Raw genomic sequence first — 25,049 nt, 5'->3', positions numbered from 1 at the left:
TCTTTATTTATTCATCCAGTGAGTCGTTTTGCGCTATTGTTTTACTTGAAAATACACCCTCCTGGTATTTTTTCCAATCTATCGCCGGCTGTTTTACAACATCTTGTAACGATTTTAAGTATGCTTGGCGAGTTATTGTACAGGCGCCCAGACTTAATAGATGGTCATTGACCAGCTGGCAGTCAATCCAGGGCAGGGCGTTGTCGCGGCCAATCAGCATTAAGGTATAAAACGCCATTTTAGAGACATCTGTGCGCTGGCTAAACATTGACTCGCCAAAGCAGCCGCGGCCAATGGTGACGCCATACAAACCACCGACCAGCGCATCCTGCTCCCAGACTTCGACACTATAGCCATAACCGGCCTCAAACAGGTCAATATAGCCCTGAATGATGTCTTCGGAAATCCAGGTGTCATTGGCATAAGCCCGTGGCAGCGAACAACAGCGAATCACCCGTTCAAAGGCCTGATTGATGCTAATCCGGTAATCACCTTTTTTCATGTTACGCAGCAGTGACTTGCTTGGATGATAATCCTGAGGGCGGATAATGCAGCGCGGCTCGGGACTCCACCAGCAAATCGGATCACCGTCGGAAAACCACGGAAACAGGCCGTGGGTATAAGCTTCAAACAGGGTCGAGGGGGACAGGTCTGCACCAATACAAATCAGTCCTTCACCCTGTGGATCAGCTTCATCAGGATGGGGGAAAATAAATTGTGAGGGTGCAAGTGCGGTCATACAGCTACTCTGAATCGAAACAGATCTCTATCATACATAAAAAAGCCGCCCGGATTGGGCGGCTCGTGCTTTAGGCAAAATTATTCACCTAGGGCATCCAGATATTTTTCAGCATCTAGGGCTGCCATACAGCCTGAACCAGCTGATGTAATCGCTTGACGATAGACGCTGTCTGCCACGTCACCGGCTGCGAATACGCCCGGTACAGAGGTTTGGGTTGCGTTACCGGCAGTACCACTTTGAACCTGAATATAACCATCACGCAGGTTTAACTGGCCTTCGAACATGCCCGTATTTGGCTTGTGACCAATCGCCACGAACATACCAGATACATCTACATTCTGGGTTGAACCATCGACAGTAGATTTCAAACGTACGGCAGTCACACCAGATTGTGCATCACCCAGGACTTCATCGACCTGGTTGTTCCAGAGAATGCTGATTTTGCCTTCTTTTTCTTTGGCAAAAATATGATCTTGCAGAATTTTCTCTGAACGCAGGCTGTCACGGCGGTGTACCAGGGTCACGTGAGAGGCGATATTGGAAAGATACAGCGCTTCTTCAACTGCGGTATTACCACCACCGACTACCATCACGTTCTGGTTTTTGTAGAAGAAACCATCACAGGTGGCACAGGCACTAACGCCTTGGCCCATGAATTTGGCTTCAGATTCCAGACCGAGGTATTGAGCCGTAGCACCGGTGGCAATAATTAAGGCATCACAGGTGAACTCTTCCATATCGCCTTTAAGGACGAATGGACGCACGCTTAAATCGACTTCATTGATATGGTCATAGACAATTTCGGTGCCGAAACGTTCCGCATGGGCCTGCATACGTTCCATGAGCGCTGGTCCTGTCAGACCTTCCGGATCACCCGGCCAGTTATCTACTTCTGTTGTCGTCGTAAGTTGACCACCGAGTTGTAAACCTGCAATTAAGGTCGGTTTTAAATTGGCACGTGCAGCATAAACAGCAGCACTATAACCTGCAGGTCCTGAACCTAAAATAATCAAACGTGAATGACGAGCACCCATCTGTAGCATCCTTTTATTATTGAGCAATTTATGGAATTATACGTGAAACTGTATAACAGTTGTGTGAGATTCAGTGGATATTATTGATCATAGAAATCGATTTAAGCTATATAGAAAAAGTTAACAACTGACTTCAATAATCTTGCATCTTTTTTGCTGCAACAGGTGCATAATATCTATTTTATGGCCATGCCAAACTGGCGGGTTGCACAAGAACATTTATGAAAAATTGGTTACAGGACAGTATATGACTGCGGTGTCGGGTGCTTATGCACAGCGCTTAATAATGACATTATTTTTGGTCTCATTCGGGATTTATTTGTTCCTTGCGACAGTCACCTATACCCCTTTTGATCCGGGCTGGATGCATTTGTCTAGTGATACCCAGCAGGTGTCCAATGCCAGCGGGGTCGCCGGCGCATGGATTGCCGACCTGTTGTTCGGCTTTTTGGGCTGGGCCAGTCTGCTGATTCCGCTGTACCTGTTTATTGAAGCCATTCAGGTGTGGTGGCCGCGCAGTTTCCTGAACCGTCCTTTCCGTTATGCGGCGCAGTTCTTTATTTTGCTGGCCACTGCCAGTCTGTTGTACCTGTTCTGGCAAGTACCGGCCGATACACTGGACAATGCTTCTGGCGGGATTATTGGTTATGAACTGGGGCAGAGCCTGTCGCAGCTGCTCACTATTTATGGCGCGGCCTTTTTCCTGCTGGTGTTCTGGGGTGTCCTGTTTACACTGGCCTTTGGGATTAAATGGAACCGGACCTGGGTGACTTTAAAAGCCACGCCAGCTTATTTACAAGACCTGTTTTACCGTGATGTGCCTAAAGCTGATCAACCGGCACCGGTCGTTAAAAAAACAGTGGTGGCTGCTGCGCCAGCCGCAGCCGAAGTGGTTACACCGGCACCAGAACATCGTGAAGTCGAAGAAGCTCCGGTGGCACCAGCGGTGTCCCGTCATGAACAGGTGGCCGAGCGTCTGTTTGATGATATGGTCGAGCGTGAACAGCAGCGTTCTGCAGAGCAGGATCTGCTGGATGAAGAAGAGCAGGCCTTTGAACAGACGGTTGAAAAAGCCCATCGCCTGACCCAGGACAGTCAGCGTGTGGTGGCAACCGGTGAAGTTTGGCGTGCGCTGAATGATGATGCTGACCAGAAGCACAGTCAGGATATTCATGAGCTGTTACGTGCTTCTCAGGATCAGATTCCGCACGCACCGAAAGATCATTTTAATGCAGTGGTCCAGCCCGTGCATGATGCACCGCCTGCATCGAATACGCCGCAGTCTAATATTGACTGGGATGATGACGAAATCTTTGACGAATTGCTGGCTGCTGTACCGAATGGGAAAGCTGCTCAGGATCTGCATAGTCCATTTAATAGTCAGTCGCAGCCTGAACCTGCACCGCACATCCAGCCGGTGCCAGACGTACAAGCGGTTGAAATGCCATCGGCTGCCACAGCGCAGTATGCAAGCCCGAAAAACCGTCTGAGTGATGAAGAATTTGAAGGGCTGGATGATCTGCTGATTGATGATCTGAAGCCAGAAGCACCTGCCCCAAGAACTACCAGCAGTTATGCGCAGTCTTCGGCTTTTGTACAGGCGCCTATTCAGCATCAGGCTGCGGTAAGTGCCACAGCGGCTGCACCAGTGGTCAATGACGCGGTGAAAGAAGCCCTATCGAAAGAAGAATTCATTGAGGCGTGGCATGAAACTGCAGGCAAACCGCAAGAAGAAGATGAATTTGACTTTGATGCGCCATTAACCGATGCCATGGGCCGTCCAATGTCGCGTGCCATGCAGGTCGCAGAGAAACGTCGTGATTTATCACCATTGCCGGGTCTGGAGCTACTGGATAAGGTCGATCCAAATAAAAAGGTCAACTTCACCGCAGAGCAGCTGGAGCGTTTATCTGAACTGCTGGAAATCAAGCTGCAGGAATTTAATGTCAAAGCCAAAGTGGTGGAAGCGCAGCCGGGACCGGTAGTTACACGTTTTGAGCTGGATCTGGCGCCGGGGGTAAAAGCCTCGAAAGTCACCAATATTTCCCGTGACCTGGCCCGTTCCATGTCGATGGCTTCGGTGCGTGTGGTCGAGGTGATTCCGGGCAAACCGTATATCGGTATTGAGGTGCCAAACAGTACCCGCGAAATGGTGCGTCTGATTGAGCTGGTGCAAACCCCGAAATTTGAAGATCAGGATGGCATCCTGTCGATGGCGATGGGTAAAGATATTTCTGGTAATCCGGTGATTACCGAACTGGGCAAAGCGCCGCATATGCTGGTTGCGGGGACCACCGGTTCGGGTAAATCGGTGGCGGTGAACTCGATGATTCTGTCGATGTTGCTTAAATACAAGCCGGATCAACTGCGTTTAATTCTGATTGACCCGAAACAGCTGGAACTGGCCAACTATAACGATATTCCACATTTGTTAACGCCGGTGGTAACTGACATGAAAGATGCGGTCAGCGCCCTGAACTGGTGTGTCAATGAAATGGAACGCCGTTATAAGCTGATGTCATTCCTGAAAATCCGTAAACTCAGCGACTATAATCGCAAGGTTGAAGAAGCACTGGCTAATGGCGAGGACCTGATTGATCCGACCTGGAAACCGGGCGATTCAGCAACCCAGGAACGTGCACCGCGCTTGACGCCGTTACCATCAATTGTGATTGTGGCGGATGAGTTTGCCGACATGATTATGCAGGTCGGTAAAAAAGCCGAAGAAATGATTACCCGTCTGGCGCAGAAATCACGTGCAGCTGGGATTCACTTATTGCTGGCTACCCAGCGTCCATCGGTGGATGTCATTACCGGTCTGATCAAGGCCAACATCCCGACTCGCGTGGCCTTGCGCGTGAACTCAAAAATTGACTCACGGACTATTCTGGATGCTGGCGGGGCAGAAGACCTGCTCGGTCATGGTGACATGCTGTTCCTTGGACCAGGTAAAATTGAACCGGAACGTGTGCATGGTGCCTTTATTTCCGATGATGAAGTCAACCGGATTTGTGATGCCTGGCGTGAACGGGGTTCACCGGATTATGTCGATGAAATTCTGACTCCATTTGATGAAGAACCAGCGTCACGTGGTTTTGAAGATGGTGGTGATGGCGGATCAGACCGTGATGCGCTGTATGACCAGTGTGTGGCCTTTGTGCTGGAAACCCGTAAAGTATCGGTATCGTCTTTACAGCGTAAGTTTAGCCTCGGTTATAACCGTGCGGCGCGTATTGTCGATCAGATGCAGGAGCAGGGTATTGTCAGTGAACAGGGTCCGAACGGCAAGCGTGAAATTCTGGTTTAAGCTGTTCTCGATCTTTATAAACAAAGCCCACCAATAGGTGGGCTTTTTATCGGCAGTGCGACTTAAGCAAATTTTGCCAGTACTGCCAAGAATTCTGCGCTTTGTCGCGGGAATTCTGCAATCACGTCATGAATGCGCTGTCCTTCAGGATTGGTGGCATTTACATCACGGCCATCGGCAACAAACTGGGTCAGTAAGCGCTCATAGTCTGTTGGGCGCATATGTTTAAATGCATGGTAAAGCACATGGAAATCAGCATTCACGCCATTCGGAGGAAGCTGATTCAGGTAGGCAAATACACGCTCATCTGACCATTCTTCATTGAATGTTGCTGGTTGAGACAATGCCATCGCAATCTCCTGGAATAGTTTTTCGAAATGAAAAAAAGGCAAAATATGAGTTCGCAAGAGGCAAAGTGTCTTTGTGCACTTTATCTTGAAGCACAGCTTCTCGTCTTGCGGCTGGGCAAATCCTTAAAGCAATGCTTTAAGTTTGCTATTTCCGCCTCATATTCTGCCTTGATTCAATTTGCTTGACTAATCAAAAATCAGATTATCGCTCTTCAGGCAAATTGATATTCATTTCAAGCATTTCAATGTTGGCTTCAGAACGTACCGACATTTGAATGTGCTGTTCATCGACACCGCGGACATAGCGGTTCACGACCTGCATGATTTCTTTTTTCATCTGGTCAATTTTGTCCTGGCTCAGGCGGCGGCCTAAACCATTTTCAGAAGCAACAATGACTTTTAAACGATCCTTGGCGGTTTGAGCACTTGATGCTTTTTCTTCGCTGCTAAATAATTTACTCCAGAATCCTGCCATAATTACGCTCCAAATAATCGTGCTAACCAACCTTTAGGTTTAGCAGTAATGTGACGGTATGGACGCTCTTCACCCAAGAAACGTGCCACCAGGTCATCATACGCCTGACCCGCTTCAGTTTCGCTATACAGAATGACTGGCTTACCTTCGTTAGATGCTTGCAGAACGCTTTTACATTCTGGAATTACACCTAAAGTTGGTACACGTAAAATATCTTTTGAAATATCGTCAATGGTGAGCATTTCCTGTTTATCGGCACGTTCCGGATTGAAACGTGTGATACATAAATGCTTACGGATACGTCCTTCGTTTTGTTCTACTTTTTTGGTTTTGCTGTCGAGCATGCCAATAATACGATCCGAGTCACGTACTGAAGAAATTTCAGGGTTGGTCACAATAATCGCTTCATCGGCATGGTACATGGCTAAAATGGCGCCACGCTCAATCCCTGCTGGTGAGTCACAGATAATGTAATCAAACTCTTGAGCAAGCTCATCCATGACACGTGCCACACCTTCATCGGTCAGGGCATCTTTATCACGAGTTTGAGAAGCAGGTAAAATATAAAGGTTTTCAATATCTTTATCGCGAATTAATGCTTGTTGTAAACGCGCTTCATTATTTAAAACATTCACAAAATCATAAACAACGCGACGTTCACAACCCATGATCAAGTCCAGGTTACGCAAACCCACGTCAAAATCGATAACAACAGTTTTGTGGCCACGTAGGGCTAAACCTGTTGCAAAAGATGCACTCGTTGTAGTTTTACCTACGCCACCTTTGCCTGATGTTACGACAACAATTTTCGCCACCGAATCCACTCCTGTTATGGTTTAAATCCCCCTTTTGTGTATGGGGTTTTTTGGTGTTTATTTATACATTAAAATTCCAGAGCTTCAAATACAAGCTCTTGGTTGTCATTTAGGTAAATATGTACCGGTTTTTTCGTTACGTGCGGGGGAATATCGTCCGCCACACAGTAAGTGCCTGCAATAGATACCAATTCTGCTTCTAGGGAATGACAGAAAATTCGTGCTGAACTGTTCCCACCTGCGCCGGCAATGACTCTACCACGAACGCTACCATAAATATGTATATTTCCTGAAGCAATCACTTCCGAACCGCTGTTAATACCAGCTTTCAAGATAATATCGCCCTGGTTCTGGACCAGACATTGACCGGTACGCAGAATTTCATCGTGATAAGAGGTCACATGCGAAATTCGTGCCGCTGCAGCTTCTACCACCGCGGCTTCTGCGGCAGGCGCTTCAGGTTCTGCCGGAGTTTCAATGACCTGTTCCTGGGTGGCTTTGATCTGTTGTAACTGACGATCTTGCGGAATTACCGGGAACTGGATGGCACGCGCCTGTTCCGACAGAATGCCTTCTACCACGGCCAGTGGCTGTACATTCAGATCAATCAGCAGTTGAATCAGGGCAATTAACTCCTGATCTACCGAACTTTCAATCACCGCCGGAATTTGGGGTGGAAACCCTTTTTGTAACATTGGGCTCAATTGCTGGCGGATCGCATCATGATCATCTGTATCTAAGCTAATGCGAATCGCATTGACCATTCTGCCTTTTATCCGTATGTCAGCCATAATGATTCCTTAAGACTTCTGACCTGTTCATTGTTGTCGAAGTAAATGTTGTAAATAGAGCAAATCCTAGAACAATTCGGCCGAATACTCTAGCCGAAGGTTTAAATATTTTTATTGCTGGTTATTCTTTGTCAGTTTCCTGCTCATTCAGGATCTGTTGCCACTTTTTCACTTTCACCTGTTTGCGAATGGCTTCCAGGGTTTCAAATACCGCAGATTCCACCAACGCATCAATATGCGGATTATGTTCAATCTCGATCTGGCTGACTTTGTCGGCAATATGCGCATAGGCCACATTATCTGGCAAGCTGTCATGATGGGCAAAAGGCTGAATCATCCCTTGGGTAATATTTTCGCCCAAACGTTGGCCAATGCTTTGAATCTGCCGTTCCATACGTCCACCGACAATTGGCAGCAGACGCAGTAACTGGGTCAGCTCCGGGGTATCTTCAATGGCCTGACTCACCACCTGACCGACATTTTCGGCAATGCTCTGACGCTGGCTCTGCAATTCTTTACCCAAAGATTGCTGCAAGATGTCGGCCAGTGCTGCGGCCAGCAGTTTGCGGTGCTGCTCGACCAGATCATCAATAAACTGGCGATGACCAGTGCTGCTGCTCAGTTCACGTTGCAGGTTATTGACAATGGTCAGCACAATCCGGCTCGACAGTTCTTCCATCACCAGGTTGTAATAAAAGTTGGCGCGTCGGAAGATGCTGTCCGGAATAACCTTGTAGCCATGACTATACAGGTTATAGCCAATCGCCACGGCACGTAATAAACGCAGAAAACGCAGCTGTGGCAGAATCGACAGCACTTCATACCAGTGCACGAAAGGGAAGAACCACCAGCGGGCATGATGCCGGAAAATAATCGCCAGGCCCCAGCGTACCAGTAACTCGATAATCAGGAAGGTGGTAAACCAGCCTTCGGTAATAATTACCCAGGGACGCAGTTCCGTGCGATAAAACTGCAATACCTCTGGCAGCTGAATAAAGTTGAAGAGCCAGTCACCAAAATCACTCATCAAAATGGCATTGGCACTCAGGCAGAACAGGTTGATGAGAATTAACGCCATCATAAAGATGTCGTATACCAGCACCACTTTCCAGCTCCATGAGTCCTTTCTGACAAAGTGAAAGGAAGATTTGATCACCGGTTCTTCGCGTTTCTTCATAATGCTTTTGGTACTCGCTTATTGCTCAGCAAATTTCTGTTTCATCTCATGAATGAGCTGATCTTTCTCTGTCCAGAGTTGATGCACCCAGTCCTGAAAACGTTCCCGATAGGCGGCATCTTCTTCATAATCGCCACCCAGCACCCAGTCTGGAATGTCAATTTTCCGCAGATTGACCGCAATACGCGGCACTTCGCCCAGCCAGAATTCGCCATAGCCCGGTGCGCCGTCCGGATACACAATGGTCATATCTACCAGCGCATCAATTTCATTGCCCAGAATATTCAGCGCCAAGGCCAGACCGCCAGCTTTGGGTTTCAGCAGATGCTGATATGGTGATTGTTGCTGATCATGTTTTTCCTGGGTAAAGCGCGTGCCTTCCAGATAGTTGAGCAGGGTAAACGGCTGGCTGAGCAGCTGTTCGCAGGATTTACGCGCTTCCAGCATGTCGCGGTCTTTTAGCGCCGGATTTTTGGCAATCTGTTCTTTGGTATGCCGCTTCATCATCGGGAAGCCCAGAATTTTAAAGGCCTGTCCGACAAAAGGAATGAAGATCAGTTCCCATTTGGTAAAGAAACGGGTCAGTGGCATACGGGTTAAACCGAAATACTGGTTGACGGTGGTATCGACCCAGCTCTGGTGATTACAGGTCATTAAATAACGGCCCTGCATGCTCAGTTCCAGACCATCTTCAATACTGATGTCCCAGTGGGTATTCGGTAATACATGGTCAATCAGCCAGTTGTTGACACTCAGCCAGCTGTTGGTAATCTGGATATTGGTCTGGTCGACCTTGGCCGATTTCTTGAACAATTTGGTCAGGCCCAAAGCCAGTACCGGCGGTCCATGTAAAAAAGTGCTGCCGGTGATCACTGAGCTGACCGTAAGCCCTTTTGTGATTTTTTTTAAGAGCGGTTGCTTATTGGTTTTAGATGACATAAACAGTCCTGAATATAAAAACAACTTATACGAAGTTCTGCCCAATATAATTGTTGTTTTTAAAATAAAAAAGTGTTGAAGTGAAACTGTGTAGGAATTATGGTGAACTTATGCGTAGAACAACATGAGATTATTGCAAATTGTAAATAAAAGTTTATTTATTAACAAAAAATCAATGGTCTAAGCACTTTATTTCATCCAAACTTTCCCATATACGAAAAACACAAGTAAGGAGGCATGCGATGCGTGCACTAGCAATTTCAGCAGTAGTCGGGGCAATGGTATTAACAGGTTGTCAAACCACTGGTAATAACCTGGGCGGCGTAGAATATGACAAAACCGCATTAGGAACCATTATTGGTGCGGCAGCAGGTTATGGTATTTCTAAAGGGAATGCCAATACCAGCGCACAAAACAACCGTGCAGCAGCAATTGGTGCAATTGTAGGTGGTGCTGCTGGTGTTTATCTTGACAATAAAGAGAAAAAATTACGTCAGGCTACTGCGGGTACAGGCGTAGACGTTAACCGTAATCCAGATGGTTCAATCAACCTGGTAATGCCTGGTGCGATTACATTTGACACTAACAAGTCAAACATCAAACCAAACTTCTATGCAACATTGAACAAAGTTGCTCAAGTTCTGACTGAAGACAGCCAAAGCGGTATTTTGGTAACTGGTTATACAGATAGCACTGGTAATGACTCAATCAACATTCCATTGTCTCAAGCACGTGCACAATCTGTTGCGAACTACCTTGCTGGTCAAGGCGTAGCACGTACTCGTATTAATGCACAAGGTCTTGGTTCAGCGAACCCGATCGCAGACAACTCAACTGCGGCTGGTAAAGAACAAAACCGTCGTGTTGAAATCGCAGTATATGCCGTTCAGTAATCACTGATTTTGCAGAAAAACCACCTTCGGGTGGTTTTTTTTATGACCAGAAAAGCAGCATTTTAGATTAGGCAACTGTGGTGGAGATGACTATAATCGAGCTCGAACCGAAATAGAGGAAACACTATGTCACTGGCAAGTCAACTCAATGACAAGCAACTTGAAGCCATGAAATATACTCAAGGACCCTTGTTAGTGCTTGCAGGTGCAGGTTCAGGTAAAACCTCGGTGATTACCCGGAAAATTGCCTATCTGGTGCAGCAATGCCGTATTCCGGCACACCGGATTACCGCCATGACCTTTACCAACAAGGCCGCGCGTGAAATGAAAGAGCGGGTTGGTAAACTGCTGTCGCGTGAAGAAGCCAAAGGTCTTTCGGTCTCGACCTTCCATACGTTCGGTTTAAATTTACTGCGTTTAGAGCTGAAACATACCCCGCTTAAAGCCAACTTTTCAATTCTGGATGCCGACGACTGCAAACGCATTCTGATGGATCTGATGCATCGCGACAATTTATCGGGTGCAGAAAGCAAAGAGCTGATTGCGCGGGCCATGAAAATGATTTCGGACTGGAAAAATGACCTGATTCCACCGGAGCAGGCACATACAACCTGTGAAACGCCAGAAGATATCCAGATGGCGCATTTATATCAGCTGTATGAGCGTAATTTACGTGCCTATAACGCAGTCGATTTTGATGACCTGATTGTGATGCCAACCCGGTTATTGCAGGAAAATGCTGAAGTCCGCGATAAATGGCAAAACCGGGTGCGTTATTTGCTAGTCGATGAGTATCAGGACACCAACACCGCGCAGTATATTCTGGTCAAACTTCTGGTCGGGGTAATGGGACAGTTCACCGCCGTAGGGGATGATGACCAGTCCATTTACGCCTGGCGCGGCGCCAAACCGGAAAATATGGCGCTCTTAAAAGAAGATTTCCCAAATTTAAAAGTGATCAAGCTGGAGCAGAACTACCGCTCCACCAGCCGGATTCTAAAAGCGGCCAATACTGTAATTGGCAATAACCCGCATATTTTTGACAAAAAACTCTGGTCGGACAAAGGCCATGGTGAAGTCATCCGGGTGATTACCTGCCGCAATGATGATGATGAAGCAGAGCGCGTGGTCAAAGACCTGATCACGCATAAACTGATGAACGGTAAAAACTGGAAAGATTATGCGATTTTGTATCGCGGTAACTTCCAGGCGCGTATTCTGGAAACCCAGCTGCGCCAGATGCAGATTCCGTACAAGCTGTCAGGAGGTCAGTCTTTCTTCGCCCGGGCAGAAATTAAAGATGTGATGAGCTATTTACGGCTGATTATTAACCCGGAAGATGACAGTGCTTTCCTGCGCATTATCAACACGCCAAAACGTGCCATCGGCCCGGTGACCTTGGAAAAACTGGGCTTATTTGCACAGGAAAACCATCTGTCCTTGCTGGCGGCAGCAGGTGATCAGCGTTTGACCATGGCCATTCCGAAAAAAGCCACGACTCAGCTGGCCGAGTTTGCCGACTTTATCCAGAACTTTACCCGTGAATTGCTGGAAGATGATGAACCGGTGCCAATCATCCGCCAGATGATGAACGAAGCTGGTTATATCGACTACGTCAAAGAAAGCGCCGCCACGCCTGCGCAGGAAAAAACCAAGCTGGACAATATTGAAGTGCTGTACAGCAGTATTCAAAGCCTGATTAACCGCGCTGAAGATGTGGACGAAAAAAATATTGAAAGCGTGATCCGTAAAATGGTGCTGCTGGATATGCTGGAGCAGCAACAGGAGGAAGAAGACACTGACAAGGTCAACTTATTAACCTTGCATGCCTCCAAAGGTCTGGAATTTCCGTATGTCTATTTAATTGGACTGGAAGAGGAAATTCTGCCGCATAAAAACTCGATTGTGGCTGAGACGGTCGAAGAAGAACGCCGTTTGATGTACGTGGGCATTACCCGTGCGCGTCAAGGCCTCACCATTACCCTGGCCGAGCAGCGTAAGGCTGGCGGGCAGATGAAACAGATGACCCCAAGCCGCTTCCTGGATGAAATGCCACAAGATGAGCTGGAATGGCTGGGTCGCAAGAAAAAGCTGGCTGGCGATATCGATCCGAAACTGCAGGCCCAGCATTATCTGGAAAATTTACGTGCGTTAATTAAACGCTAAACCATTCATTGATATAAACAGGAATTACTGATGAAAGTTCAGGTAAAAGTGCTTGATGCACGTTTGGGCCAAGAATGGCCAATGCCAACCTATGCCACCTCTGGTTCGGCAGGTTTGGATTTGCGTGCCTGCGTGCATGAGACCACTGTCATTGAGCCGGGTCAAACCGTATTGGTGAAAACCGGTCTGGCGATTTATATTGAAGATCCGCATTTTGCCGGTTTAATTCTGCCGCGTTCGGGTCTGGGCCATAAACACGGTATTGTGCTCGGCAACCTGGTTGGCCTGATTGATTCTGACTATCAGGGAGAGCTGATGGTGTCGGTATGGAACCGTGGTCAGACTGCATTTAGCCTGGAACCAGGTGAGCGTCTGGCGCAATATGTGCTGGTGCCGGTGGTACAAGCCCAGTTTGATCTGGTTGAGGAATTTGAAGCCACCGAACGTGGTGCTGGCGGTTTTGGCCATACCGGTAAAGCTTAAAATCTGCTTGAATGATAAAGCCTAAACATTAGGCTTTATCACAACACGCTAGAAAGTAACGCAACAAACACTTAAAATTACATTTTGTAGCGTGAATTCTGTTTTCGGCCGCATAGAATCAGTTCTTATATTAACTTATATTAAAAAGCCTAAAACAATCATTCTCCCTATTCATATATAAAGTAGTTCTGCCATGGATATTCAACAGTCCAGTTTCCCTTTTCAGGTTTTCCGTGCTTACGACATTCGTGGCAAGGTGACTTTGCTGACGCCTGAACTGGTGCAAGCGGTGGCGTTGGGTTTGGCCGTACAAATTAAAAACACGGGCAGCACACGTGTGGTGATTGGTTATGATGCCCGTCTCAGCAGTCCGGCCTATGCCGATCTGATCATGCAGGTGCTCCAGCAGCAGGGCTTAAGCCCGACCTTAATGGGCTGCTGTTCCAGTCCGATGCTGTATTACATCGCCCGCCAGTTTGATGGCAATGGCATTATGGTCACGGCCAGTCACAATGCCAAATCTGACAATGGTATTAAATGGATTCTGGGTGGAGAACCACCGACGCCAGACAAAATCCAGCAGGTGGCGGCCCATGCCAGCAACTATTTTCTGGCGCATCGCCAGCAGCCTGTGGCTGAACAGCCGCATCAGATTTATTCGGAATTTTGCCTGCAATATCAGCAGGCGCTACTCGATGATATTCAATTACAGCGCCGTTTTAAGGTGGTGCTCGATGGTCTGCATGGTTCAGCGGGTCGCTGCGCTGCGCTGGTCTTGCAAAAACTGGGCTGCGAGCTGATCACAATCCGCTGTGAGGCCAATGGGCATTTCCCCGATCATGCCCCAGATCCCTCTCAGGAAAAACATTTAAGCAAGCTGAAACAGGCGGTACAGCAGCATCAGGCAGATTTAGGCATTGCACTGGATGGCGATGGCGACCGTCTGGTTCTGGTCGATGAACAGGCCAAAGTGATTGGTGCAGACCGTTTGCTGGCGCTGTTTGCCGAAATGTGTTTACAGCAGCATCCACAGCATGAAGTGGTGTTTGATGTGAAGTGTTCGACCATGGTGCGTAATACGGTACGCGCGCTGGGTGGCCATCCGGTAATGATTCGTACCGGCAGCACCTTCCTGCGTCAGTATCTGGCGCAATCAAAGGGAAACGCGGTGTTTGGCGGTGAATATGCCGGGCACTATGTCTTTAATGACGGGCGTGGCTTTGGTTATGATGATGGCCTGTATGCTGCGCTGCGGGTAATGGAATATTTAAGCCAGCGCCCGGAGCGAAGCCTGTCTGAACTGCTGGCCAAATATCCTGAACGCTGCTGTACTGAAGATACTTATATCAGCACCCACAACATTGCTTCAGCGCATGTTTTACATGAGCTTGAAACCTTAAGTCAGCCATTGGCCGCACAATTAAGTAAAATTGATGGCGTTCGACTTGATTTTGAAGATGGTTTTGGCATTATTCGAGCATCGAATACGGGCGAATATTTTACAGTACGTTTTGATGCCGATAATCCGGCACGATTAGCGGATATTCGTCATACCTTTGTTTCCATGCTGAGCAACCGTTATCCGCAGATTGCTCAAGACATTTTAGATGCTCAATAAGGAGAGGCGCATGCCACAGCAACAGACTGGCATCGACAAAGCACAGATTCTGACAGAAGCTTTGCCGTATATTCAACGTTTTATGGGTAAAACGCTGGTCGTGAAATATGGTGGCAATGCCATGACCGATCCTGAGCTGGAAAGTTCATTTGCACGTGACATTGTGCTGCTTAAAACGGTCGGTTTAAACCCGATTGTGGTGCATGGCGGTGGTCCACAGGTCGATTCCTTCCTGAAACAGCTGGGCCGCGAATCTGACCGTATTGATGGCATGCGCGTGACTGATCCGGCGACCATGGAAGTGGTGGAAATGGTGCTTGGCGGTAGCGTGAATAAATCTATCGTCAATTTAATTAACCAGCATGGCGGCCGTGCCATTGGTTTGACCGGTAAAGATGGCAACCTGATTCGGGCCAAAAAACTGCTGATGGAAAAAACCGCAGAAGATGGTTCAGTACAGAAAATTGACTTAGGCTTGGTCGGCGAAGTGGTCGGCGTGAAAACCGACGTACTGGAAATGTTTACCCAAAGCGATTTTATTCCGGTGATTGCGCCGTTAGGCGTCGACGAAGACGGTAATACCTATAATATTAATGCCGATCTGGTCGCTGGTAAGGTGGCTGAAGCTTTGGGCGCAGAAAAACTGATTCTGTTGACCAACATTACGGGTGTACTGGATGCCAACAAGAATCTGCTGACCGGTTTAACCACTCAGGAAGTCGATCAGTTAATTGAAACCGGCGTAATTTATGGCGGTATGATTCCGAAAGTAGGCTGTGCGCTGGATGCCGTCAAAAATGGCGTGGTCAGTGCGCATATTGTCGATGGCCGTGTGCCACATGCCTCTTTGCTGGAAGTCTTTACTGACCATGGAGTGGGCACTTTAATTACCAACCGTGCCGCCAAACACTAAGAGTTAAAACAACTCAAGGTCTCTAAGGAGGCCTTTTTTTATGGCTGATTTTTGGTCATTGAATTGTCATCTGCATCGCCTAGTGTATAGGCAGAACATTAGGAGTGCTGATCGATGTTAGCCAAACTCAATCAATATCGACAAAATTTGAGTTTTCCTTTAAGCAAAAAAAATCATGCCAAATATGATTTTAAAACCACAACAAAAACAGAATATAGCTTTGAATGGGTTGAAAATTTAAAACAGTTAAAAGAAGTACAGCAATTCCGCGCCGAGCAGTTTGCAAACCAGTTCGGTTTGCAGTTTGAGCATGGACTGGATCAGGATGTTTACGATTTTGGCTGCGAACATGCCGTATTAAGGGATAAGGCCAGTGGGGAAATTGTGGCCTATACCCGATTAAAACTGTTTCAGGGGTATGAACTGGCGCAAAGTTATAGTGCCAGCGAATTTGCCATTGAAGAGCAATTAAAGCATCTCAACAATATTGTGGAAATTGGCCGTACCTGCGTGCATCCACGGCATCGGGCCGGTAAAGCTCTATCCATTTTATGGCTGAATCTGGTGCCCAAAGTACTGTGGAGCATGAAAGCCCGCTATTTGATTGGCTGTGTTAGTGTGCGTTTAGAAGGCAATGAAGCGCGTGCCTATCATACCCATCAGTATATCCAGCAGTTAAGCGAACAGCAGCGCTGTAGCATTGCCTCGAAACAGGCGTATATTCCGCAGGCCTCTGAAATGACTTCGCTGAAACAGGGCCGGATTCCCAAGCTGTTTGATATTTACCTGAAAATGCAGGGCAAGCTGTCCACCGAAGCCTATTATGATCAGGAGTTTAACTGTCTGGATTATTTTGTCTTTGTCGAAATGAACCAGGTGCTAAAAAAGATGGTACTCAAGAAAAATACCCGCCACATTGTGGAATAAATAAAACTTTGCAGCGATTGTGATTTGCATGGCCTGACAGAGTCATGCACAATAAATGCAGTTTTAATCAGATGTTGAAGTCTTGTATGTGCCAGTTACTCGGAATGAATTGTGCAACACCTACTGATATTACCTTTTCATTTCGTGGTTTTTCACAACGTGCTGGCATAACTTCCGACCATAGTGATGGCTTTGGCATCGCCTTTTTTGAAGACAAGGCCTGCCGCTTATTTGTCGATAACCAGTCGGCAGTGGAATCACCGATTGCCGAGCTGGTACGCAACTATCCAATTAAATCACGCAATGTGATTGCGCATATTCGCAAAGCCACGCAAGGCAAAATTACCCTGGAAAATTCCCATCCCTTTATTCGGGAGCTGTGGGGACGCCACTGGATTTTTGCCCATAATGGCGATTTACACCATTTTGATCCAGCCTTAAGCGGTCATTTTACCCCGGTGGGCAATACCGATAGCGAGCGGGCATTCTGTTATTTGCTCGATCAGATGGTACTGAAATTCGGTTTTGTGGAACCGTCTTTAGAGCAGCTCTTTGAACTGCTGACCGAAATTTCCCCGAAAATTGCCGAGCATGGCACCTTTAACTTCTGTCTGTCTAATGGTCAGGCGCTGTTTAGCTATGCCACCACCAAACTGCACTGGCTGGTGCGTGAATACCCGTTTAAACCGGCACAATTAATTGATATTGATGTCGAGGTCGATTTTAGCCAGGTTACCACACCGGAAGATCGGGTGGCGGTGATTACCACTGAACCGTTGACTCAAAATGAAACCTGGCAGGCTTTTAGCCCCGGCGAAATGATTTTATTCCAGCAGGGACAGCCGATCAGAAAACAGCTGACTTATATTGAACGTTTGGAAAAAGAACGTCTGAATCCGGAATTAAAACGGATTACCCGCGCCGATCAATATTAATCTACTGTTGTATATTTTATTTTAAATAGTGCCGTATTTTATTTAAGTCTAAAAATACGGCAGAAAATAATAAAACGGTTAAATAATAACTGACTCTTTTGCTCAGGTTAAAATAATATAAACATTATAAAACAAGGATTTGTGTGAATTTGTTGGCAGAAACAGGAATCCCAAGTAAATCACTTCATTTTTATTTTAAATTAAATATGGCTACTATGCTCAAAGCTTATAAATCATTTGATTCAGGGGTGGTCGTATGAAAATGAAGTGGATTCCAGAATATAATACTGGCATCGATGTGATTGATGACCAACATAAACGTATTCTTGATTATATTAACGAAATTGTCGAGATTGGTGAAAATACCGATCGTGCCCGTATTAAACAGATTCTCGATAATATTATTGACTATACCCAGTCTCATTTTACCTTTGAAGAATCTTTACAAGAAGAAGCCGGTTATAAATACCGCGTACCACATAAACGCGTACATGACTTATTTATTAAAAAAATCGAGTCGTATCGTGAACGCTTTGAAATGGGGCATTCCATTGAAGGAGAACTGCACGAAGTGTTGTCAAAATGGTTAATTAACCATATTCAGCATGATGATGCAGATTATGTTGGCGCTGTAAAAGAAAATATGATGGGTATTATTCAGGAAAAAGAAAAGAAAAAAGGTAAAAACTGGTTTGCCCGTTTCTTCTCATAAACAGAATAAATTACTGCACAATTAATAAAACCAGAGAACAACAATATTGGACTAAAAACTAGCGCAGCAAACCATTGATGGCAATGGTTTGCTTTTTCTTTTTTAGTTTTTGATTTTCCCGGGTGACAAGGGCAAAATAGCGATAGATTTTTATTAGGAAAGCATCATGCAGGACAATGCTATGTCACGATGGTTATCGCCGCTGATGGCATTTTGTTTATCATTTATTCTGATTGCCACACTGGCACCGGTCACTGGCATTCAGCTGGAACGTCAACTGGACTTCTGGCTGCTGTGGTTAGGTACCATGCTGGTGCTGGCCTTGCCATTGACCTATATGGAAATTGCGCTGGCCAAGCGCTCAAAAACTACAGCCTTGCAGGCTCTATCCAGTTTGACCCGTGATGCCGATGCCTCTGCACAGTGGCGTCTGGTGGGCTGGCTGGCCGCGGTGTTTATTCCATTTTTAGCAGGCGCGATGCTGTTTAATGTCAGCCAAATGCTGACCCAGCTGGCACTGCCAACGATTCTACCGTTGTGGATTTTTATTGGCTTGGCACTGGTTGCCATGGCATTGTCTTTTATTTCGCGTCTGCTGCTGCTTGGCCTGACTGCGGTCGGTGTGATTGCTGCCTTTATTCTGGCGCAAGTGATGGGTGCTCCGGTTGCTGAATGGCAAATGACCGCGCTTGAGTTTGGCGAGTGGGGCAATGCTACGGTCTTGGCGTTGGTGGCCAGTGGCCTAGGTCTGGGGCTGTACTGGCAAACCAGTTTGCCGGCGGTACAACAGCAACAGGTGGCGACCAAAACCGTGTTCCCGATCTGGCTGGCGCAATTACTGGCCGTGGTTGCCTTTGCTTTCTTTGCCGCGACTGCTCAGCTACCCGCTTTTGCGCTGGCTTTTGCTGTGGTGATGGCTGCTGCGCTCATCCTGCAACTGGCACGTGAACAGTTGGCACAGCGTCAGATTGCAGTGGCAATTCAATGGATCATTCTGCTGGCAGCCACGTTGATCTGGGCCATTCCAGGTCTGGCCAGTGTGTTAAATCCGCTGCTGATGATCTGGGGCCTGGTGATTTGTCTGATTTATGCGATTTTCGCCGGTTGGATCATGAAAATCAGTCATTTGCGTAAATCCATGAACTTCAGCAGTGAAGCCTTTTATAACCTGTGGCGTATTGCCATCCGTATTGTCTTGCCACTGGCAATTATTGCTGCGCTGCTGGCCGTGATTGGACAAATGTTCTGATGACTGCGCAGTATGTCTGGGTGGCTTTTGCCTCAGCCGAACAGCAGTTTCATCTGGCAGTGCCGTATCAAAATGGCATGACTGCGCTGGATGCGATTCAGCAGAGCGGGATTAGCGAACAGGTCAGTTTGCCTGAACCGCTGCAACTGGGAATTTTTGGTAGCCGTTTAACCGATGCGCAGCAGCCACTGCAACCGGGTGACCGGGTCGAGATTTACCGGCCGCTGACCATTAATCCGAAAGATATCCGCCGCAAACGAGCAGCGAAAAACCCGGTGGGCCGCTATGCCAAAGGCAATCGCTTTAAGCAATTGAGTTCATAAGAAAAACCCCTCACTGAGGGGTTTCTTTTTATCTGAAAGGGGCTATAGTGGGGGCGCGGTTAAAATTGCTTCTTTTGAACCCGGTAAGCCTGGTTGCTGTTCAGGAATGGTTTCTAAACCTTCAATTTTCTGCACAATACCGGTTTGATCGAAGTAGATTTTTAAGTGTTGACCTTGTGCAGCGGGAATCTTGGCTTTTTTAGCATAGGTTCCTGGGATATAATGGTAAATATAGTCCCAACGTAAAGGATTCATTGGATCTGAAATGGTTGGGCTACCAAGCAAAAAGCGGACCTGTTGGTGGCTCATGCCGACCTGAATTTTTGCAGCTTGTGCTTGGGTTAAGGGGGTGCCTTGAGGAATATCTACTTTATAAACGCCCAAGGTCGAACAACCCATGAGCAATGAAGTGACGAATAACGTCAACATGACTTTTTGCATTTTGCTACACTATCCCAATTAATTATTGATGCATTCGATCCAAGCATAGATCATACTGCATCTTAACTTTGTTGCATATTCCAACTTTAATTTTGTTGAGAGACCTTTTTTCATGCCTATTTCAAATCAAGATCTACGCAAAGCTGGCCTTAAAGTTACACTTCCACGAATTAAAATATTGGAATTATTAGAAAATTCAAGACAACATCACTTAAGCGCGGAAGATATTTACAAGACTTTACTCGAACAGGGTGAAGATGTGGGTTTAGCAACTGTGTATCGCGTGTTAACACAGTTTGAAGCCGCGGGGATTATCGAGCGTCATAATTTTGAAAATAATCATTCGGTTTTTGAAATTATGCAGGAAGATCACCACGACCACCTGGTATGCCAGAACTGTAATAAAGTGGTGGAATTTACCAACGACGTGATTGAACACGAACAGCATGAAGTGGCGAAAAAGTTTGGTTTTGAACTGACCGGTCACTCACTGAATTTATATGGCTACTGCGATGCGCCGGAATGCCGCGAAGCGTTCCGTAAAAAATAAGCGCAAAACTGCCCATCAATAAATCAACCCATAAAAACAGGCTGAAGATCAGCCTGTTTTTTTTGCCTAAAATTATTGCCCGTCGAAGGTAATATTCGAAGTGGCATGCATTAAACGCTCGCCGCCTTCTTCCGACAGCTTGATTTGCAGACGCAAATCGTTTGGTGAGTCAGCATGTTTCAGGGCATCTTTGTAGCTGATCTGCTTGGCTTTATACAGGTCATACAGGGCCTGGTCAAAGGTTTGCATACCCAACTCACGTGAACGCTTCATCAGGTCTTTAATTTCGTGCACATCGCCTTTACGGATTAAATCGGACACCAGTGGCGAGTTAATCAGCAGTTCAATCGCGGCACGACGTGAGTTGCCATCAATAGTAGGAATCAGCTGCTGTGCCACAATGGCTTTCAGGTTCAGTGATAAATCCATAAACAGCTGGCCATGACGGTCAGCCTCAAAGAAATGGATAATCCGGTCAATGGCTTGGTTGGCGTTGTTGGCGTGCAGGGTGGCAAATACCAGGTGACCGGTTTCGGCAAAGGCAATTGCATAATCCATGGTTTCACGTGAACGGATCTCACCAATCAGGATCACATCTGGGGCCTGACGCAAGGTGTTTTTCAGTGCCACTTCAAACGAATCGGTATCAATGCCTACTTCACGCTGGGTAATAATACAGCCGGCGTGTTCGTGCACAAATTCAATCGGGTCTTCAATGGTGATGATATGACCTTTGGAATTCTGGTTACGATAACCAATAATTGACGCCAAAGAGGTCGATTTACCGGTACCGGTTGCCCCGACAAAGATGATGATGCCACGTTTGGTCATGGCCAGATCTTTTAAAATTGGCGGCAGTTTCAGTTCTTCCATGGTCGGAATTTTGGTTTCAATCCGACGCAGCACCATGCCCGGTTCATCACGCTGCTGAAAAGCGCTGACACGGAAACGTGCGCTTTTATCACGGTTGGTGATGGCAAAGTTACATTCACGGGTATCGGCAAATTCCTTGCGCTGCTTGTCGGTCATAATCGAGTTGAGCAGCTGGCCGACAATTTCCCCGGTCAGTTTGGATTTGGCCACTGGCACAATCTGGCCGTTAATTTTCATGGAAGGCTCAACATCGGCCGTAATAAACAGGTCCGATGCTTTTTGCTGAATCATTAAATTCAATAAATCATTAAAGTCCATAGCGCTGTCCTGGCTTCCTGCACACGATTAGAGGAACGATTCTGGCTGTTTCGCCACAGTACGCGCGGTCTGTGGACTGATCACGCCACGGCTGACCAGGGCTTTCAGACTCTGGTCCAGCGTACTCATGCCGTAGTTGGCACCGGTTTGAATGGCTGAGTACATCTGCGCAACCTTGTTTTCACGAATCAGGTTACGGATGGCCGGAATCCCGATCATGATTTCATGCGCCGCCACACGGCCACCGCCATTTTTCTTGAGCAGGGTTTGTGAAATGACCGCCTGTAAAGATTCAGACAGCATGGCACGCACCATATCTTTTTCTTCGGCCGGAAAGACGTCAATCACACGGTCAATGGTTTTTGCCGCCGAGGTGGTATGCAGGGTACCAAAGACCAGGTGACCGGTTTCTGCCGCGGTAAGTGCCAAACGGATGGTTTCCAGGTCACGCATCTCACCGACCAGAATAATATCCGGGTCTTCACGCAGCGCCGAACGTAGTGCTTCATTAAAGCCATGAGTATCACGATGTACTTCACGCTGGTTGACCAGACATTTTTTAGACTGATGCACAAATTCAATCGGGTCTTCCACGGTCAAAATGTGGTCATAGCGATTGTCATTGATATAGTCAATCATCGCCGCCAGGGTGGTCGATTTACCCGAACCGGTCGGCCCCGTGACCAGCACTAGACCACGTGGATAGTCACAGATATCTCTAAAGATTTGACCCATTCCCAAATCTTCAATGGTCAGCACTTTAGAGGGAATGGTACGAAACACCGCGCCTGCACCGCGGTTCTGGTTAAATGCGTTAACACGGAAACGCGCCACGCCCGGGACTTCAAACGAGAAGTCGGTTTCCAGGTTATCTTCATAATCACGGCGCTGTTTGTCGTTCATGATGTCATAGACCAGCTTGTGGACTTCTTTATGTTCCAAGGCGGGCAAATTGATGCGGCGTACTTCACCATCCACACGAATCAGTGGCGGCATGCCTGCCGACAGGTGTAAATCCGATGCCCCATTTTTTGCCGAAAAGGCCAATAGTTCTGTAATATCCATAAGTTCCCCGAGATCATATAAATCTTAATTATTTTGTTAGAATAATACGGCTTTCCCTCAGCTTAACCAACACCTAGCACGAGGGCAAAGTAAAAAAGATGAATGAAAATGAGAACCGCATCAATGAATAGCCTGCAAAAATCGCGTCAACATGTGTTAGAACAAATTCAGCATGCCTGTCAGCAGGCGCAGCGTGACCCGGCAGAGGTCCAGCTGCTGGCGGTTTCCAAAACCCATCCGAGTGCTGTGTTGCAGGAAATGTACCAGACCGGACAGCGAGCCTTTGGCGAAAACTATTTGCAGGAAGCGCTGGAAAAAATTGAGGCGCTGCAGGATTTAGAGATTGAGTGGCATTTTATTGGCCATGTGCAGCGCAACAAAACCAAACATCTGGCTGAAAAATTTGCCTGGGTGCATGGGGTAGACCGGCTGATTATTGCTGAGCGCTTGTCCAATCAGCGCAGCGATCAGCAGCCGCCACTGAATATCTGCCTGCAGGTCAATATTGATGGACAGGATAGCAAAGATGGCTGTAGCCCTGGCGAAGTACCGGCGCTGGTCGAGCAGATCAGTCGTTTACCGAATTTACGTTTACGTGGCCTGATGGTAATTCCTGCACCAAATAACACTGCCGCCTTTCAGGAGGCCAAACAACTGTTTGATACGGTCAAAGCACAACATGCACAGCCTGCAGATTGGGATACGTTAAGCATGGGCATGTCCGGTGATTTAAATGCAGCAATTGCCGCAGGTTCGACCATGGTGCGGATTGGTACGGCATTATTTGGTGCGCGTGATTATTCGCAATAACGCTGCATTACAATATTCAGCTTATTGTTTGACATCACAGTCCGCTTAGGATAAGTGCCGTTCAATCCGGCGTGGTGGCTCCAGTTTTTGCGCCACCAGCCAGGCAAAACCAATCAGCACCGCCATTGTGATAATCAGGCTGAGCAGAGCTACTCCTAAACCGTGCTGCAGCGTAAACGGAAAACAGCCCAGGATAAAAATCAGCAACGGGAAATGGGTGATATACAGGGTATAGGAAAACTGCGCGGAAGCCGGCCAGATCACCTGAATCTGCCGTTCACCACGCGCCAGTTGTAGCAGCCAGCAGGCCGCTGCAATCCCGATACACAGGTTAAACAGCCTGAAATTTTCGCCAGTATAGTACTGCGCCAGATAAATGGAGTGAAACTGGTAGGCATCAAACAGGGCAATCAGCACCGCCAAGAGCAGAAAACCGGATTTAAAATAGTGCAGTTGGGCGGCTGGAATCTGTTTGCTCCATGCCGGACTGGCAAAAGCAAAAGCCAACAACCAGACCAGAAAATAAATCAGGAACTGGATATTGAGCAGGCTTAAGCCAAGCAGCAGGGTTAAAAACAGCAGGATGCTCCCAGGTCTGAATGTCACCAGACAACCGGCCAGAACATAAAACCAGACTTCATAACTCAGGCTCCAGAGGGCAGCATTGGCCGATACGGTCGGCGTTACAAAACCATTGACGAAAAACAGTGAACCGAGAAAATCGGCTGCACTAATGTCATAGCTGTGCCGGATCATAAAGCTTTGGCTCGCCTCAATGTTATGGGAGCCGGATGCAAAGAAATAGGGCGCCAGTGCATACAATAACAAGGTCAGCAACATGGCAAATAAAAATGGTCCCAGAATACGCTGGCAGCGTTGCCGGCTATAGGCCAAGCCTGAAAACTGTCGATGGCGATGGATATTGTGACGGATGGAATGTCCAATCAGATAGCCGCTTAGAACAAAGAACATCATCACTGCGGCTTGTCCGAGCAGACGCACACCCGAATAGAGGGTTTGATCCAGTGGACCAATAAAGGCCTGAAAACAGTGGCTGAACAGCACCAGAATGGCACTCCATCCGCGCAGGCTTTCCAGCTGCAGGCTGAGCTGCGGCGAGAGCGGACGATAGTGCCAGAACAT

General features: G+C 47.2%; 25 protein-coding genes. 13 read left to right on the top strand and 12 right to left on the bottom strand.

Annotated features, from left to right (window positions below; translation table 11 throughout):
• Nucleotides 1-7: 7 nt before the first annotated feature.
• Nucleotides 8-739: a leucyl/phenylalanyl-tRNA--protein transferase gene (aat, locus tag VF685_RS03775; RefSeq protein WP_005179830.1), complete on the bottom strand. Its 732-nt coding sequence runs from the start codon at nucleotides 737-739 to the stop codon at nucleotides 8-10.
• 80 nt (nucleotides 740-819) lie between these two features.
• Nucleotides 820-1,776, bottom strand: coding sequence for a thioredoxin-disulfide reductase (trxB, locus tag VF685_RS03770; protein ID WP_016659465.1), 957 nt, complete (start codon nucleotides 1,774-1,776; stop codon nucleotides 820-822).
• 247 nt (nucleotides 1,777-2,023) lie between these two features.
• On the opposite strand from trxB, the gene VF685_RS03765 reads away from it, so the two are divergent.
• On the top strand, nucleotides 2,024-5,083 hold the full coding sequence (locus VF685_RS03765; protein ID WP_163145481.1) for a DNA translocase FtsK: 3,060 nt from the start codon (nucleotides 2,024-2,026) through the stop codon (nucleotides 5,081-5,083).
• Between the two features lie 62 nt (nucleotides 5,084-5,145).
• Here the strand turns inward: VF685_RS03765 and VF685_RS03760 are convergent, their stop codons facing one another.
• The 6 genes from VF685_RS03760 to VF685_RS03735 all read right to left on the bottom strand — a co-directional run bounded on the left by VF685_RS03760 (nucleotide 5,146) and on the right by VF685_RS03735 (nucleotide 9,630).
• Nucleotides 5,146-5,433 (bottom strand): PA4642 family protein, encoded by a 288-nt coding sequence (locus VF685_RS03760; RefSeq protein WP_045796110.1) that lies wholly within the window; start codon nucleotides 5,431-5,433, stop codon nucleotides 5,146-5,148.
• Nucleotides 5,434-5,635: 202 nt separating this feature from the next.
• A complete protein-coding gene (minE, locus tag VF685_RS03755; RefSeq protein ID WP_005179812.1) occupies nucleotides 5,636-5,908 on the bottom strand; it encodes a cell division topological specificity factor MinE in 273 nt (90 codons plus the stop codon).
• A 2-nt stretch (nucleotides 5,909-5,910) separates the two neighbouring features.
• On the bottom strand, nucleotides 5,911-6,723 hold the full coding sequence (gene minD, locus VF685_RS03750; protein ID WP_005179808.1) for a septum site-determining protein MinD: 813 nt from the start codon (nucleotides 6,721-6,723) through the stop codon (nucleotides 5,911-5,913).
• Between the two features lie 68 nt (nucleotides 6,724-6,791).
• Entirely contained in the window at nucleotides 6,792-7,514 is a 723-nt protein-coding gene (gene minC, locus VF685_RS03745) for a septum site-determining protein MinC (protein WP_005179806.1), read from the bottom strand.
• A 121-nt stretch (nucleotides 7,515-7,635) separates the two neighbouring features.
• Nucleotides 7,636-8,691, bottom strand: a complete 1,056-nt coding sequence (locus VF685_RS03740) for a preprotein translocase subunit SecA (RefSeq protein ID WP_164845006.1) — start codon at nucleotides 8,689-8,691, stop codon at nucleotides 7,636-7,638.
• An 18-nt stretch (nucleotides 8,692-8,709) separates the two neighbouring features.
• A complete protein-coding gene (locus tag VF685_RS03735; protein WP_005179793.1) occupies nucleotides 8,710-9,630 on the bottom strand; it encodes an acyltransferase in 921 nt (306 codons plus the stop codon).
• A gap of 242 nt (nucleotides 9,631-9,872) precedes the next feature.
• Between VF685_RS03735 and VF685_RS03730 the strand changes: the two genes are divergently transcribed.
• The 10 genes from VF685_RS03730 to VF685_RS03685 all read left to right on the top strand — a co-directional run bounded on the left by VF685_RS03730 (nucleotide 9,873) and on the right by VF685_RS03685 (nucleotide 19,849).
• Entirely contained in the window at nucleotides 9,873-10,523 is a 651-nt protein-coding gene (locus tag VF685_RS03730; RefSeq protein ID WP_075168088.1) for an OmpA family protein, read from the top strand.
• A gap of 126 nt (nucleotides 10,524-10,649) precedes the next feature.
• Nucleotides 10,650-12,689 carry a UvrD-helicase domain-containing protein gene (locus tag VF685_RS03725; RefSeq protein ID WP_005179787.1) on the top strand — a complete coding sequence of 680 codons (2,040 nt, stop codon included), beginning with the start codon at nucleotides 10,650-10,652 and terminating at the stop codon, nucleotides 12,687-12,689.
• A 30-nt stretch (nucleotides 12,690-12,719) separates the two neighbouring features.
• Nucleotides 12,720-13,172: a dUTP diphosphatase gene (gene dut / locus VF685_RS03720; protein WP_005179786.1), complete on the top strand. Its 453-nt coding sequence runs from the start codon at nucleotides 12,720-12,722 to the stop codon at nucleotides 13,170-13,172.
• 193 nt (nucleotides 13,173-13,365) lie between these two features.
• A complete protein-coding gene (locus tag VF685_RS03715; RefSeq protein WP_127801487.1) occupies nucleotides 13,366-14,790 on the top strand; it encodes a phosphomannomutase/phosphoglucomutase in 1,425 nt (474 codons plus the stop codon).
• Nucleotides 14,791-14,800: 10 nt separating this feature from the next.
• Nucleotides 14,801-15,703, top strand: a complete 903-nt coding sequence (gene argB, locus VF685_RS03710) for an acetylglutamate kinase (protein ID WP_016659457.1) — start codon at nucleotides 14,801-14,803, stop codon at nucleotides 15,701-15,703.
• Nucleotides 15,704-15,817: 114 nt separating this feature from the next.
• Nucleotides 15,818-16,630, top strand: coding sequence for a GNAT family N-acetyltransferase (locus VF685_RS03705; RefSeq protein WP_127801488.1), 813 nt, complete (start codon nucleotides 15,818-15,820; stop codon nucleotides 16,628-16,630).
• Between the two features lie 86 nt (nucleotides 16,631-16,716).
• Nucleotides 16,717-17,565 carry a class II glutamine amidotransferase gene (locus VF685_RS03700; protein WP_075168090.1) on the top strand — a complete coding sequence of 283 codons (849 nt, stop codon included), beginning with the start codon at nucleotides 16,717-16,719 and terminating at the stop codon, nucleotides 17,563-17,565.
• Between the two features lie 256 nt (nucleotides 17,566-17,821).
• The gene (locus tag VF685_RS03695; RefSeq protein ID WP_005179777.1) at nucleotides 17,822-18,277 is read left to right on the top strand and encodes a bacteriohemerythrin; all 456 of its coding nucleotides are present in this window, start codon (nucleotides 17,822-17,824) and stop codon (nucleotides 18,275-18,277) included.
• 166 nt (nucleotides 18,278-18,443) lie between these two features.
• Nucleotides 18,444-19,526, top strand: a complete 1,083-nt coding sequence (locus VF685_RS03690; RefSeq protein ID WP_104488137.1) for a hypothetical protein — start codon at nucleotides 18,444-18,446, stop codon at nucleotides 19,524-19,526.
• Nucleotides 19,526-19,849: an RnfH family protein gene (locus tag VF685_RS03685; protein ID WP_005179774.1), complete on the top strand. Its 324-nt coding sequence runs from the start codon at nucleotides 19,526-19,528 to the stop codon at nucleotides 19,847-19,849. Before VF685_RS03690 ends, VF685_RS03685 begins: the two co-directional genes overlap by 1 nt.
• A gap of 42 nt (nucleotides 19,850-19,891) precedes the next feature.
• Here the strand turns inward: VF685_RS03685 and VF685_RS03680 are convergent, their stop codons facing one another.
• Nucleotides 19,892-20,290, bottom strand: coding sequence for an outer membrane protein assembly factor BamE (locus tag VF685_RS03680; RefSeq protein ID WP_005179773.1), 399 nt, complete (start codon nucleotides 20,288-20,290; stop codon nucleotides 19,892-19,894).
• A gap of 112 nt (nucleotides 20,291-20,402) precedes the next feature.
• On the opposite strand from VF685_RS03680, the gene fur reads away from it, so the two are divergent.
• Entirely contained in the window at nucleotides 20,403-20,840 is a 438-nt protein-coding gene (gene fur / locus VF685_RS03675) for a ferric iron uptake transcriptional regulator (protein WP_005179771.1), read from the top strand.
• 72 nt (nucleotides 20,841-20,912) lie between these two features.
• On the opposite strand, the gene VF685_RS03670 is transcribed toward fur, so the two are convergent.
• Nucleotides 20,913-22,031, bottom strand: a complete 1,119-nt coding sequence (locus tag VF685_RS03670; RefSeq protein WP_005179770.1) for a PilT/PilU family type 4a pilus ATPase — start codon at nucleotides 22,029-22,031, stop codon at nucleotides 20,913-20,915.
• Between the two features lie 27 nt (nucleotides 22,032-22,058).
• Entirely contained in the window at nucleotides 22,059-23,096 is a 1,038-nt protein-coding gene (locus tag VF685_RS03665; RefSeq protein ID WP_005179768.1) for a type IV pilus twitching motility protein PilT, read from the bottom strand.
• Nucleotides 23,097-23,219: 123 nt separating this feature from the next.
• Between VF685_RS03665 and VF685_RS03660 the strand changes: the two genes are divergently transcribed.
• Nucleotides 23,220-23,906 (top strand): YggS family pyridoxal phosphate-dependent enzyme, encoded by a 687-nt coding sequence (locus VF685_RS03660; RefSeq protein WP_286385460.1) that lies wholly within the window; start codon nucleotides 23,220-23,222, stop codon nucleotides 23,904-23,906.
• A gap of 45 nt (nucleotides 23,907-23,951) precedes the next feature.
• On the opposite strand, the gene VF685_RS03655 is transcribed toward VF685_RS03660, so the two are convergent.
• The gene (locus VF685_RS03655) at nucleotides 23,952-25,049 is read right to left on the bottom strand and encodes an acyltransferase family protein (RefSeq protein WP_104489467.1); all 1,098 of its coding nucleotides are present in this window, start codon (nucleotides 25,047-25,049) and stop codon (nucleotides 23,952-23,954) included.

Origin of the sequence: Acinetobacter sp. Brlt_5 (assembly GCF_051949055.1) — a bacterium.
Lineage (GTDB): Bacteria > Pseudomonadota > Gammaproteobacteria > Pseudomonadales > Moraxellaceae > Acinetobacter > Acinetobacter indicus.
This window is presented reverse-complemented; position numbering and strand designations above follow the sequence as displayed.